Genomic DNA, 14421 nt, shown 5'->3' with positions numbered 1-14421 from the left:
CCCTAGGCAGGAAGCATCTACCCCGCAAATTCAAAGCAGGGTGAGGTAATTCCGATTGCTCGGGCTACGACTTTATCGCGCCGTTTTTCTTCCGCGGCAACAGTAATAACAGTTTCGAGGCGGTAAAGCCCTTCCTGAGCAGTTACATAAACCTCATGCGCAGACACCTGCCCGCCAAGAGGAACAGAGGTTGATTTGTTAGTGTTCTGCCTCGGCTTTGTCGTATAGGTATGCCCACTGTTACGCACCTGGACCCCATCAGGGTCATAGAGGTAAACATCTAACTTGACGTCACCTTTGCCTTTACGCCTACCATGGTCTGCATCATGTGCCGCTACAGAGTATTTAAAAGAATACCGACATCCTGGTCGTAGCTGAGCTTCTGAATCGTAGCCAGCACGGTATGCAGTGCGCAAAACAATACTCGCTTTTTCATTGCCTACTGCGGTGCTTTCCGACATCCAGTATTCCTGCCCACCAATAATTTTTATCCCATTCGAGGCAGGCGATATCAGTTCCCCGGATGCAGGATTGGAGATAGACCACCGCTCCAGCTGGGCAAAACTGGGCCCAGGTACATCTTCACAGCCGGAAGCTGCAAAAGCTGGTACTGTCGCTGCTGACAGCACTGCAGGTACCGCCCAGGCTATACCTTTAGTAACAGTGCGGCGACTTGCCCTGTAATCGCAGCTCTGCGACGCACCGGTTCGCACAGGTATTGTTCCTTCTTTCAAGTTTTGATGACCACCTAAACCCTTATGGAACAAGAACAAATCCAGAGTGTAGGCATACATGTAAATCTATGCATATGCACTACGACATTATTATCTTTCTGTGCATGTACAAGGTTATGCAAAATAATCTACTTTACATTGGCTCAAAAATTGGCACAGTAAAGCCAAGACCACGATTCTGGACTCGACGAGACTCCAGGCCCTCGGCAGGAACGTCAAAGACAGCCTCAAACCTATAGACTCCAGGAATTGCTTTGAGAGTCCATTCTTGTGCCTGTATATCTTCACCTAAGGGAACTGAAATAAACCCCCCAGGTTGTCCAGCGGGGTCGGTGGTATATCGAAGAGTTTTCCCGTTAATAAGTTTTCCTCGAGGATCTCTCAGGGTAATAGTTACTTTAGGATTACCACGGTATTCTCCGGAAGCTGCTCGTGTTTCTATAGCCGTCATATAGATACGTACACGATACATACCACATTCAGTATTTAAAATACTGCTGTCATCAGCTCCTGATTCAAACCCCGCAGTAATCCTAATAGTAGCGGGTTCTTCGCCTAAAGCAGTTGTATTTGAAATCCAATATTCTTTTCCATGAAACGTGCTCGGACGATTAGATCCAGCGGACTTGAGTTTTCCTCTGTCTGGATTCTTAATGGCCCACGAACCCGCCTGGCGAAATCCAGGGGCGCTCTTAGGGTCACATCGGGATGCAGCAACTGCTGGAACCGCTGTAGAAGCGACCACTATCGGGGTAGCCCATGCGACGCCCTTAGCCACAGCACGTCGATTAATAGGTATTGACTTATTTCTGGGCAAAAGCTTCTCCTTGAATGCCTATGCATATCTTGTGAGTGAGTGTAATTGCTTCTCTGCTAACAAGTAATTATAACGCGCAAATTCCTATACATCTGTGAAGTGAAAATAACGCATATCTTCATCGAAGCAATATTCTAAATTTTAGGACAAAACACAATATCTCAACAAGTATAAGGTTGAACCTTTATATTTTCATTCTTAATAAGACATTACGCATGCCCAGCTTCTCGCATCTGCCGAAATTCTTTTTTGAGATCGGTAAGTTCATCACGTAAACGTGCCGCTAACTCAAACTGCAGGTTTTCTGCAGCCAGACGCATCTGCTCACTCAATTGTTCGATAAGTTCCAACAGATCCTCAGCAGGCTCAGCTGCGAGACCATCGGCGCGAACACGGTCTTGAGCTTTGGCAAGAAGAGCATCCGACTCTGGGGTACTTGCTGCGATCTTCGAAGAAGTACTTAACCCTGTCTTCGCTCCGGCTTCAACTGTTCGAGAACCTTTCTTACCGCTCTTGCGTAATTGCAAAAGCTCATGGGTGTCTTCCTCTTCGCGAGCGAGAACATCTGTAATATCCGCAATTTTCTTCCTCAGAGGCTGCGGATCTATGCCGTGCTCCCGGTTATACGCCTGCTGAATCTCTCGACGACGGTTCGTCTCGTCAATAGCAGTACGCATTGAATCGGTAACAGTATCTGCATACATATGTACCTGCCCCGAGACGTTACGCGCTGCACGACCAATCGTCTGGATGAGCGAGGTCGTCGAACGTAAGAATCCTTCTTTATCAGCGTCCAAAATAGCCACCAGTGAAACCTCAGGAAGGTCCAGTCCCTCACGAAGCAGATTAATACCTACCAGAACATCAAAAGTGCCCATGCGAAGCTCACGTAACAGCTCTACGCGTTTGAGAGTATCTACATCGGAGTGCAAATATTGCACACGTACTCCATGCTGCACCAAATACTCGGTCAAGTCTTCTGCCATACGTTTGGTTAGAGTCGTCACCAAAACACGCTCGTCGCGTTCAGTACGCTCTTGAATTTGTTCAAGAAGGTCGTCAATCTGCCCCTTCGTAGGCTTTACAATAATCTCTGGGTCCACCAGTCCTGTTGGACGAATAATCTGCTCAACATAACCATCAGCCTGCGAAAGCTCATACTTGCCGGGAGTAGCCGAAAGATAAATAGTTTGCCCTATGCGCTCTAAGAATTCATCCCATTTTAGAGGGCGGTTGTCCATGGCAGAAGGCAGACGGAACCCATGTTCCACGAGCGTACGTTTACGAGACATATCGCCCTCGTACATGGCGCCGATTTGAGGTACCGTCACGTGTGACTCGTCGATAATAAGCAGGAAATCATCGGGGAAATAGTCTAACAGACAATGCGGAGCCGAACCTGCTGAACGACCGTCGATATGGCGTGAATAGTTCTCAATACCACTGGTGAACCCCATCTGTTCCATCATCTCAAGGTCATAGGTGGTACGCATACGTAGCCGCTGTGCCTCCAGAAGCTTCCCCTGAGATTCTAGCGTTTGTAGACGTTCCTGGAGCTCGTCTTCGATGGAGGCAATAGCGCGAGCCATACGCTCATGACCAGCAACATAGTGGCTCGCCGGGAAGACATACATCTCGTCTTCTTCTCGAATAACCTCACCCGTGAGCGGGTGCAGAGTATAGATAGCCTCAATTTCATCGCCGAAAAATTCAATACGAATAGCATGCTCTTCGTACATAGGGATGATTTCGACAGTATCGCCCCTCACCCGAAAGGTTCCACGGTGAAAATCCATGTCGTTGCGGGCGTACTGCATATTCACGAATTGGCGCAGCAGATCATCACGATCTATCTCATCCCCGCGCTTAAGAGTGACCATCTGCTCCACATATTCTTCGGGCGTACCCAAACCGTAAATACACGAAACAGTCGAGACCACAACAACATCGCGGCGAGTCAAAAGGGAATTCGTAGCAGAGTGCCGCAGACGTTCTACTTCTTCATTGATTGAGGAGTCTTTCTCAATAAAAGTATCCGTCTGCGGAACATAGGCCTCAGGCTGATAGTAGTCATAGTATGAGACGAAATACTCGACTGCGTTATTGGGCAAGAGCTCACGTAGTTCATTGGCTAACTGAGCAGCAAGAGTCTTATTCTGCACCATAACAAGCGTAGGGCGCTGCACAGATTCGACCAGCCATGCCGCCGTAGCAGATTTACCGGTGCCGGTGGCGCCCATCAGAACGATATCTTTTTCACCGTTCTCCACGCGCTCAGTAAGCTCAGCAATAGCCTTAGGCTGATCACCAGCTGGCTGATATGGACTGACAACTTCAAAAGGGGCTACGACTCGTTTAATCTCCGGGGCAAGACTCATACATCTATTCTAGTTGATGTATTCGAGAAATCAGAGGGTTTCACTCTAGGAAGATGCATGCCACCATCTAAGAAATTGATGGGTCTAATATTCCACACGATCCAAACTTGATACTTATTTAACTATAGCTCCCGATAGCTGCATGAAATCTCGTACTGTCATGGGCAGGTAGCCATTTAGCGCTCCCATGAGAGCAACGAGCGTATCGTCTTCGTCAGCTTTCATTGGAATGCCGACCGCAGGCATAGTAATTCGTTGCTTATAAAGATCGAGTACGGCACAAACCGTGCGCCCTGGAACATCCAGAACGTGAAAATTACCGCGATGTGCAACCGGGCGAATATTTTTATCCGGGGTAATAATCAAAGATCGCAGATCTGGCGCAACCCGAGAATCAAACCGTGGAGCGCCATTTTGCGACGATGCATTACAGGTATCATCCTCATCAGTGCTCTGAGGAAAGCACTCACCTACAAGAGCCGTCACCACAATATACCGCGCTCCCATTTTCATGACGCGGTGCACGTTAATTTCAGCGTATTCTTCAACACGGTATCCCAGCTCAAGCCCACATCGAATATCGTTCTCTGAATCTTCTACTTCTTCATCCCAGAAACATGAGAAACATGTATCTGGTGCACCCCGCTCTATGGTATGCACGCGTTGGTAGTCATCGTCGAGGAGCATAACAGATAGCTCATACCCGTCAGGAATTTCGCGTATACCTGTAGCACTCAGCGCCACAGCTTCATTGAAGTTTCCCAACGGAAAAGTTTCCCACAGACTGGGTATAAAGGGGTTAACTGCACCATCGAGCGCTGGATTACATGAGACCGGCTGGGGTTCGGCTTCCATAGGCTGGTAAAAATCTTGAGGCGGCATGGTCACAATTAGTCCACGCATCTTAGGTGCCAAACAGAGCTCTAGGGCTAGGAGTAGACGGGCAGCATGAGCACGAGTTATCAGAGGAGCCTGGATGATATGCAGCATACGAGAATTATCTTGAGAGATTTTCTCCCCCACGCCGCGAGCTGCGTTGGAATACTGATTATAGAGGCGAACTAGGGTTCCTTGAGGAAGATTTTCGCCTACTTCTTGAAGAGTGACTGCAATACGTTCAATTTCAGAAGGAAAAGCACGGCAAATACAGTTAAGCTGTTGCGCAAAATCATGCGGCCGCTGCGTCAACACATTCAGGAGCGTATCTAGGTTACCCTGCGCATAAGCATTGAGAATCTGCTCAACAGTCGCAGGTCCAATATCGGGTTTAGACGTATGTGTGATGGAGCTATGCTGTTCAGAGTTAAAATGCACGGGAAAATTCTCGGCTTTCACTTGCGGTGTATGTGGCAGACAATGCTGCACCGTATTCAACGTACCACAATCAACACCAAGATACTATGCCTATCCTAGTTTAAAATTTAGGGTATGCTCCAAATCTAATATGGCTAGGCTAAAAACAGGGAATATCTACCCACCGGGTATCGCCCCATACGATATTTTTCCGACCAGAAGTTATTGCTATAACACGTTCCTGTGCCTCGCGCTTCTTCTGCTCCCGGTCGAAAACACCTAGAGAGATCTGGGCGCCGTCTACAAGATAATCCGTACCTAATACTTCAATTCCTGATGCCCGAATCTCATTCTCCACTCGCCCAACCTCAGCCAGAGAAACTAAAACGGTGCCTACCCGCATCCGTTCCCGAGAATCAAAATGGGCGTTATCGAGAGTCTGCACCACCGCATCGGTATAGGCGCGCACCAATCCGCCAGCGCCCAGTTTGATACCCCCAAAATAACGCACAACAACGGCCACAAGATCAGAAAGATCAGTACCGCCCTCATCGATGCGTGTCTGGCGTGCTAAAAGAGCTTGAAGCATTGGAATTCCTGCAGTACCGGCAGGCTCGCCATCGTCCGATGAACGTTGAATTTCACGGTCCGCTCCAAGAACAAATGCTGAACACACATGACGGGCATCGTGATAGCTCTTCCGAAGCGAATCTATGTAAGCACGTGCCTCATCTGTTGTGTATACGCGTTTAACATGACCAATAAATTCGCTACGCTTAATCTCAAGAAGACTCTCATAGGGTTCTATTCCATGCAATACTGTGTATCGTTGTGTGCGGGATTCTTGGAACATTTGAGTACTCACAACTACTATTCTAGGGGTTTCATGGACGTTACACAGTACCGTCGCTACGCTCTGACAGGCGGCATTGGAAGCGGTAAAAGCACAGTCGCGCGGATGTTCAGGGATCTAGGCGCCGTTATTATTGATGCAGATGCGATCTCGCGTGAACTCATGGAGCCTGGGCAGGAAGTCCTCACTCGCACAGTCAACCTCTTCGGAGAGTCCGTCCTCAATGCAGACGGAACCCTTAATCGCGCTCGTTTAGCGGAACGTATCTTTGCCCATGACGCAGAGCGAGAGAAACTCAATGCTATTGTGCATCCCAAAGTTCGTGCTCGCGCCGCTGAGCTTGTTGACGATGCAGTAAACTCCCCCAACTTTTCGGGCATTATCATTGACGATATTCCCCTCCTGGTTGAGACTCAACGCGCTGCAGAGTTCGACGGTGTCATTGCGGTACAGACAGATCTCCCCATTCGTCTAGAGCGACTTAGCAAAAATCGGAATATGTCTTATGCAGAAGCTCAAGCACGCATTTCTGCTCAAGCCACCGACCAACAGCGCTCCGCCATTGCTCGGTGGGTTATTACCAATAGCGGATCTCGTGATGATACTCAAGCACAGGTTCAAAAGGTCTGGGACGAGCTACGTGCTGAGGTCTAGATCTGTACGTGAGAAAAAGCGCACAAATACTACATGAGGGTTCCCCAGGTTTGGGGAACCCTCATGCGTGATACTTATACTCTAGAACTAGAGGCTACTACATAAACGAGTAAACCTTAGTTGCCAGTCAGTTTCTTACGCAGTTCTGCTAGAGCCTCGTCAGATGCGAGAGTACCAGCGGAAGACTTCTCATCGGAAGAGTAAGATGATGCGGGTGCTGGCTCAGCTGCGGCAACGGGAGCAGCAGCGGCTGCCTCTGCGTCAGCTTCAAGTGCTTTAGCAACCTGAACCTTGTGTGCCTCGAAACGAGCCTGTGCTTCTGCATACTGTGCTTCCCAAGCCTCGCGCTGTGCGTCAAAGCCTTCAAGCCATTCGTTAGCTTCGGGATCGAAGCCTTCGGGGTACTTGTAGTTGCCAGCTTCATCGTATTCAGCTGCCATACCGTAGAGTGCGGGATCGAACTCAGTAGCGTTAGGATCAACGCCTTCGTTAGCCTGCTTGAGGGACAGGGAGATACGACGACGATCCATATCAATATCAATGATCTTGACGAAGAGCTCTTCGCCCACCGAAACAACCTGCTCTGCCAAATCAACATGGCGCACAGCAAGCTCAGAGATATGAACCAGACCCTCAATACCATCTTCAACACGAACAAACGCACCGAAGGGAACGAGCTTAGTAACCTTACCGGGTACGATCTGACCCAGAGCGTGAGTGCGAGCAAATGCCTGCCACGGGTCTTCCTGGGTAGCCTTCAAGGACAGCGAGACACGCTCACGATCCAGATCAACCTCAAGAACTTCAACGGTTACAGGCTGACCAACTTCGACAACCTCGGAGGGGTGGTCGATGTGCTTCCAGGAGAGTTCGGAAACGTGAACCAGACCGTCCACGCCACCCAAATCGACGAAGGCACCGAAGTTGACGATAGACGATACAACACCTTCGCGTACCTGGCCCTTTTCGAGCTGGTTGAGGAAAGTGGAGCGAACCTCGGACTGAGTCTGCTCAAGCCATGCACGGCGAGAGAGAACAACATTGTTGCGGTTCTTGTCAAGCTCGATGATCTTAGCTTCGAGCTGCTGACCGATGTAGGGTGCAAGATCGCGAACACGACGCATCTCAACGAGGGATGCGGGCAGGAAGCCTCGCAGACCAATGTCAAGGATAAGACCGCCCTTGACAACCTCAATAACGGTACCGGTGACGACGCCGTCGTTTTCCTTGATCTTTTCGATGTCGCCCCATGCACGCTCGTATTGTGCGCGCTTCTTGGAGAGGATCAGGCGACCTTCCTTGTCTTCCTTAGTCAGGACGAGAGCCTCGATTTCATCGCCAACTGCGACTACTTCACCGGGATCTACATCGTGCTTGATAGAAAGCTCGCGAGAGGGAATGACGCCTTCGGTCTTGTAACCGATGTCGAGCAGAACCTCGTCGTGATCAACCTTAACAACCTGACCGGAGACGAGATCGCCATCGTTGAAGTACTTGATGGTCTCGTCAACTGCCTTGAGGAATTCTTCCTCGTTGCCGATGTCGTTGATTGCGACCTGAGGGATGTTGGTGCTCATGTAGTTAGGGCTCCAATTGGATTAATAATAGGTCGACGTCTCCGGCAAGTTTGCGAGCGCTCACTTACTGTTTCCTACTCAAAGCACGAGAGGTGACGTCGAGTCTGACGGATACTTACCGCGCGTATCATCCGGAAGATGCGTAGGTACATGCCTCTGGTGCATAGGGATGCTGATACACGCGATTACTAGTGTACGTGTTTTTCGGGCGTGTCGTCAATGAACGACGCGCATCGATGCGGGTATTTCTTGCACTATTCTGTGTGCAATATATTCCGAATAAGTCCGACGGCATCGTTCATCTCTCTTCGCGGCTTCTGACTAGTGTCCGGCTTCTTCCCAGGACTTGCCCCAGCCAACTTGCACGTCGAGAGGAACCTTCAGCTCAATAGCTTCACTCATCTCCTCTACTAGGATGCGCTGCGCTGCTTCGCGTTCACCGACGGCAACTTCGAGGATAATCTCGTCGTGAACCTGCAAGAGCATGCGGGTCTTGAGATTCTCTTCTTGAAGTCGGCGGTGAATGTTAATCATTGCGATTTTAATGATGTCTGCAGCTGTCCCCTGAATTGGAGCGTTGAGGGCAGCTCGTTCGGCTGCCTCACGTCGAGTTCGGTTTGGAGAGTCAAGATCTGGCAGTGAACGTCGGCGCCCATAAATAGTTTCGGTATAACCGTCGTTATGAGCCTGTTTGACGACCCCGCGCAGGAAACGCCCCACACGACCAAATCGTTTGAAGTAGTTGGTACGCAACTCCCCTGCCTCATCGGAACTAATATTGAGCTGCTTTGCGAGACCAAACCGAGAAAGACCGTATGCCAATCCATAAGACATTGCTTTAACTTTCGCACGCATCTGGGGTGTCACCTCTTCGGGGGCAACCCCGAACACCTCAGAGCCAACGTACCGATGCAGGTCTTCACCATCCGCATAAGCCTGGATTAATTTCTCATCGGCGGCAAGATGCACCATAATACGCATCTCAATCTGCGAGTAGTCGGCGGTGAGCAAACCTTCATACTCTACACCGTCTAAAACTTTTGGAGCCACGATAAAGGCACCGCGGATACGTCGTCCTTCATCAGTGCGGATTGGGATATTCTGCAGGTTCGGTGCCGTCGAGGAAAGACGCCCCGTTGATGCAGCATTTTGCTGGAAAGTAGTGTGTACACGACCATCTGTGACTGCCGCTTTTTGTAAACCTTCGACAGTCTGCTTGAGCTTGATATTATCTCGGTACGCCTGGAGCGCAATCAAGAATTGAGCACCATCTGATTCCGGCGATACTTTGGTCAACAAGTCAGCCACAGATTCTGAATCCGTTGAATACCCGGACTTAATTTTGCGGGTCTTCGGAAGACCGAGCCTCTCAAAGAGTACAGTTTGGAGCTGTTTCACAGATGCCAGGTTGAGGGGCTCACCATTGACGTCACCGCCAATAAGTACTTTCGCCTGTTCCTCGGCCATGGATGCGCGTGAGCTAAACGTATCATTAAGCTCGTTTAGTAAGGCATCTGAGACAGCGATACCCGCCTGCTCCATATCAGCCAGAACGTACAGAAGCGGCAGCTCAATATCTTCATAAATCTTAAGCTGGCCCTGTTCTTGCATTTCGAAGTGCAGAATACGCGCCAGTTCGTGAATAACCCGTGAAACCTGGGTAAAGTAACGTAGGTTCTCTTCACCAGGCATCTCAAAAAGTGAGGGTGCTTCCTCTGGGAAGACAAGTTCACTGAATTCCTGTTGGGGAATCCAAAGATATTTCTCAGCTAAATCCTCAATACGTTCAGCAAAGAGCCTACGATTCGCAGCTGCTATGTATCCGCACATGTACGAGGATAACGACGGATCTTCGATGGCTCCATCGAGTTTATACCCGTACTCACGTAAGAGTTTCCGCTGATTTTTGAGATCCATCACGATCTTACGCATTTGAGGGTCAGAAACCCACTCCGCGAATGCTGAGGCGAGATCTTCGGAAATATTCGTCAGGTTGATCCACAGCGACGATTCTTTCGAGGTCAGAATAATTCCTCGCAGTACCGGATTCTCTTCAGCAGCACGAATCTTAGTCTTGGTAACTTTCACACCTTCACGAGCTACAGGCACATCAATCACAGGGAAGAGCGTAACCGCGCCTTCAAGCCTTTCGGGGACCTCTATGGCATTCCCCGATGCGTCACGCCCATACCCAACGTGGGTTGCATGCTCGCACCATGCACGAAAATCTGCGGCCGATGTCACGGTGATCGAATCATCGGTACGAATCGGCTCAAAGGTGGGACCACTCGGAACCCCGTTATCTGTCATGGGTTCTTCACCTGCGGTACGAGCTTGCGCGCCCAAAGCACGTATGACAGGCCCTAATATATCCTGGGCCCGCTTACGAATAGTGCGGAATTCCACTTCATCGAAGAACGTTTCAAGCTCCTGAAGGTCCGGAATAAACCGCATTTGATCGAACTCAATATCCAAATTGAGCGTGTCAACAAGCTGGTTGAGGCGACGGTTCCTGCGCACATTCTCAATGTTTTCGCGCAGAGCCTCACCTTTTTTACCTTTGATGTTCTCGCTATTAGCAAGTACACCTTCAAGATCACCGTACTCGTGAAGCCATTTAGCAGCAAAGCCTGGTCCAACTCCGGGGACTCCAGGCAGATTATCGGCTTGCTCACCGGTGAGCGCAGCGAGATCCGGATACAGCCGAGGTGGTACTTTTGTTTTTTTCTCAACCGCTGCAGGATCCATACGCTGAATACCTTTGGAGGGACCAGTCGTTACGGGATACAGCAATGTAACATCGTCCGTAACAAGCTGGAAAATATCGCGGTCTCCTGAAAGAATGAGCACTTTGTATTGAGCTTCTGATCCCTGCCGTGTCAGGGTCGCGACGATATCATCTGCCTCATAATTCTCCTGGGTGAGCGCCGGGATTTTCAGAGCTCCGAGCATCTTCTTGATGAGATCAAGCTGCCCGTCGAAGGCTTCAGGGATAACGTTACGACCGCTCTTATATTCGCTGTATTCCTCCGTGCGAAAAGTACCACCGGGCAGATCGAATGCCACCGCAATATGGCTGGGGTTATGGTCTTTAATAATGTTCAGCAAGGTAGACAGGAAGGCATGAACTGCTTCCGTATGCTGCCCGTCGCTTCGCACAAAAACATGGTTTCCCGTTTTCTCTGCCATTGTATAAATGCCAAAGAAAGAGCGAAGGGCCAGTGAATGTCCATCAATAAGGAGCAGGGTATTTTCTGAGTTACTCACAATCCCATTCTAGAGGTTTTCGACGGGGGGAGTGATAGTGAACGCAACACGCCTGAAAACTTCTAAAAGGCCTAGTACCGGCTAGGCGTTTTCATGTCATGAACGTCTGTCCTGTCGCTGGATAAACATATTCATTCACGCTAGGATATAACTCTATACTTGAGTGTTCCCTGAGAATACCGGGGATGAGCGGCATGGATCTTATCGGTCCCAACACACATAGGAAATTATGAAACTACTCAAAAAGATCCCTCTCCTTGCCTGGATTGTGATTGCAATTCTTGCAGGTGTTCTTATCGGTGCTACAACTCCTGGGATGATCGGTGGCATAAATAGCGGGCTGGGTATCTCTATCCCTACCGATGTTGTAGTTCAGATCTTTGTCTCGTTCTCTACTGTTTTCAGTGCGTTCCTGAGCTTCTCTATCCCGCTTATTATTATCGGTTTTATCGTTCCAGGAATTGGTTCGCTAGCCCAAGGTGCAGGTAAGATGCTGGGCATTACCGTAGCTCTGTCATATCTTTCCAGTATTGTTGCTGGATTTTTAGCTTTAACGGCGGCACTATTCCTGTACCCTATTTTGTTGAAGGGGCAACGGTTAGAATCTTTTGATAACCCTGAAAATGCACTCTCGACAGGATACATCAAGTTTGAGCTTGACCCCATTATGGGAGTGATGAGCGCACTTATTCTGTCCTTTATCCTAGGTCTGGGAATAACAGCCCTCAAGACTCGTAGCATGCTCAATCTCTTCGAGGATTTTCAAGTTATCATTGAGAAGCTTCTCAGCTACGTTATTATTCCGCTTCTACCCATCCATATCGTGGGTGTCTTTGCGAATATGACCCTTGCGGGCCAGGTTGCTAAGATTCTCTCGGTCTTTGGCATGGTATTCATTATGGTCATTATCTTGCACTGGGTAACGCTAACGCTACAGTACACAGTTGCCGGAAGCGTTTCAAAACGCAACCCGTTTAGGATGCTCAAGACCATGATGCCCGCCTATTTCACGGCCATCGGAACCCAGTCCTCAGCAGCTACCATCCCGGTAACGGTTCGATCCGCGAAGAAGGCTGGTATTTCTCCTCGCGTGGTTGATTTCGCTATTCCGCTATGCGCTACCATCCACCTTTCGGGTTCTATGATCACGATTACTTCATGTGCAGTCGCAGTCCTGTATATGACTGGGCAAAACCCCAATTTTGCCTCGGTAACTCCAGTAGTGCTTATGCTAGGCATTATGATGGTCGCGGCCCCGGGTGTACCCGGCGGAGGCGTGATGACCGCCATTGGGCTGCTGGAGTCGATGCTTGGTTTCAATGAATCCATGATCGCCCTCATGATTGCTCTGTACCTTGCGCAAGACTCTTTCGGTACCGCAACTAATGTCACCGGAGATGCCACCATTGCAACGTTTACCGAACGTATCTCTAAGATATTGGGAGTTGATCCAACTGCCGGGATTAGCGATGAAGACATCGAAAAAGCAGAAGCAATTTCGGCATAGCCTTGATCTAAACGACGGGGTGCGCGTCCAGAAACCTTGGATGCGCACCCCGTTATTCATATGGAGCTTTACTTACACCTTACTTATTCCGTACGAGGGCTTCGCTAATATGCTGACATCCTTTCCAACCCCAATAGATGCGATGGTTCACAATAAGCCCATCAGATATTTCCATGAGCTCTAAGATATCTATTTGTTCTCCTTCAGGAGTTTCTCGCGGATATTCCCACACCAAAGTTTTCCCATTAGTCAGATACTCCCCCGTGCGGTACCAACGTACAAGTTCATTCGGACGACGGTGGGTGCCCTCTTCCAGAAAATGCTTAATCGCTTCTCGTCCCCGCAAAACTCCGCCGCCAGCTCCGGGAATTATTGCTGGCACGAGGGGGCTTTCAAAAACTGCGTCCTCAGCATAAAGGCTGAGCAGTCCTTCAGTATCACGGTTTTTAGCGTACCGATGCCATTCTTCATAGATACGTGCATGATCATCCATATTCTTACACCTTCCAAAGCAGGAATCTCGTTTCTTCTCAATCCCGACAAACAGATACTTGATAAGAGCTCTTTTTCTACTCCACCCTATCACTGGGAGTACACTTGAAGGCATGACTGAATCTACCCCTAAACTATCTGCTGACCTTATAGCGCAGCTCAACGAGTACGGTGTACCCGCAGAGGCTCATAAATTCTTTCCGAAGGGTTTGGGAGAGCTAATCCCCCGTATGGGAATTATCTTTAGTGAGCTAACTGCTGAGCGAGCTGTGGCATCCATGCCTGTGCAGGGGAATACCCAGCCTGTCGGTTTGCTCCACGGAGGTGCCTCGGCTGTTCTTGCAGAAACTCTTGGTTCATTAGCAGCAGGTATCCATGGAGGAGTTGACTCCATAGCCGTTGGGGTAGATCTCAATGCAACTCACGTGCGCCCCGCTATTAGTGGCCACGTTACGGGAATCTGTACGGCAGTTAAGCTGGGACGTACCGTTTGCGTACACACTATAGAGATTATGGATGAGTCCGATCGAACTATTTGTACAGCTCGTATAACTAATATGATCATTCCACGACCCTAAAGCAGACATATAGAGGATTGATATGGCGCGCCAACCGTATTCCAAACGCTATCCAAAAATCGTCCGTGCAAAACGTATTACATTGCCCTTAGCCATAGCTGCTCTACTGGTATGTTGGGTTGCCGCTATGGGAAATCCAGGAAGTTTCTGGTGGTTAGGACTTTTCATAGCAGCTGGCGTTTTACTCTGGGCTGGGTCCCCAACAGCACGCCCGATTAAAGGTCCTCATGGTAGTGATGACGATGACGACATAACCCGTATAATGCGACGC

11 protein-coding genes are annotated in these 14421 nt (G+C 49.4%); 3 read left to right on the top strand and 8 right to left on the bottom strand.

The genetic code is table 11. The features are described from left to right. Positions 1-17: 17 nt before the first annotated feature. From HMPREF3164_RS02405 to HMPREF3164_RS11290, 5 genes are all read right to left on the bottom strand, one after another. On the bottom strand, positions 18-713 hold the full coding sequence (locus tag HMPREF3164_RS02405) for a hypothetical protein (protein ID WP_048752307.1): 696 nt from the start codon (positions 711-713) through the stop codon (positions 18-20). 154 nt (positions 714-867) lie between these two features. Further along, positions 868-1512 (bottom strand): transcriptional initiation protein Tat, encoded by a 645-nt coding sequence (locus HMPREF3164_RS10785; protein ID WP_246822567.1) that lies wholly within the window; start codon positions 1510-1512, stop codon positions 868-870. Positions 1513-1760: 248 nt separating this feature from the next. Next, the gene (gene uvrB / locus HMPREF3164_RS02400; RefSeq protein ID WP_048754322.1) at positions 1761-3929 is read right to left on the bottom strand and encodes an excinuclease ABC subunit UvrB; all 2169 of its coding nucleotides are present in this window, start codon (positions 3927-3929) and stop codon (positions 1761-1763) included. 114 nt (positions 3930-4043) lie between these two features. Next, a complete protein-coding gene (locus HMPREF3164_RS02395; RefSeq protein ID WP_246822566.1) occupies positions 4044-5243 on the bottom strand; it encodes a hypothetical protein in 1200 nt (399 codons plus the stop codon). Positions 5244-5382: 139 nt separating this feature from the next. Beyond that, entirely contained in the window at positions 5383-6075 is a 693-nt protein-coding gene (locus HMPREF3164_RS11290; protein WP_371326039.1) for an IMPACT family protein, read from the bottom strand. A gap of 33 nt (positions 6076-6108) precedes the next feature. Between HMPREF3164_RS11290 and coaE the strand changes: the two genes are divergently transcribed. Further along, entirely contained in the window at positions 6109-6729 is a 621-nt protein-coding gene (gene coaE, locus HMPREF3164_RS02390) for a dephospho-CoA kinase (protein WP_246822564.1), read from the top strand. A gap of 116 nt (positions 6730-6845) precedes the next feature. On the opposite strand, the gene rpsA is transcribed toward coaE, so the two are convergent. Then, positions 6846-8306, bottom strand: coding sequence for a 30S ribosomal protein S1 (gene rpsA, locus HMPREF3164_RS02385; RefSeq protein ID WP_004004572.1), 1461 nt, complete (start codon positions 8304-8306; stop codon positions 6846-6848). Positions 8307-8627: 321 nt separating this feature from the next. Continuing rightward, entirely contained in the window at positions 8628-11573 is a 2946-nt protein-coding gene (polA, locus tag HMPREF3164_RS02380; protein WP_080972532.1) for a DNA polymerase I, read from the bottom strand. Between the two features lie 229 nt (positions 11574-11802). Here polA and HMPREF3164_RS02375 point away from each other — a divergent pair, with 229 nt between their 5' ends. Beyond that, entirely contained in the window at positions 11803-13080 is a 1278-nt protein-coding gene (locus HMPREF3164_RS02375; protein WP_048754319.1) for a dicarboxylate/amino acid:cation symporter, read from the top strand. A gap of 79 nt (positions 13081-13159) precedes the next feature. On the opposite strand, the gene HMPREF3164_RS02370 is transcribed toward HMPREF3164_RS02375, so the two are convergent. Further along, positions 13160-13573 carry a nuclear transport factor 2 family protein gene (locus tag HMPREF3164_RS02370; RefSeq protein ID WP_037230878.1) on the bottom strand — a complete coding sequence of 138 codons (414 nt, stop codon included), beginning with the start codon at positions 13571-13573 and terminating at the stop codon, positions 13160-13162. 112 nt (positions 13574-13685) lie between these two features. On the opposite strand from HMPREF3164_RS02370, the gene HMPREF3164_RS02365 reads away from it, so the two are divergent. Then, positions 13686-14150 carry a PaaI family thioesterase gene (locus HMPREF3164_RS02365; protein ID WP_037231482.1) on the top strand — a complete coding sequence of 155 codons (465 nt, stop codon included), beginning with the start codon at positions 13686-13688 and terminating at the stop codon, positions 14148-14150. Positions 14151-14421 lie beyond the last annotated feature (271 nt).

Origin of the sequence: Rothia sp. HMSC08A08, assembly GCF_001808385.1 — a bacterium.
GTDB lineage: Bacteria > Actinomycetota > Actinomycetes > Actinomycetales > Micrococcaceae > Rothia > Rothia dentocariosa.
This window is presented reverse-complemented; position numbering and strand designations above follow the sequence as displayed.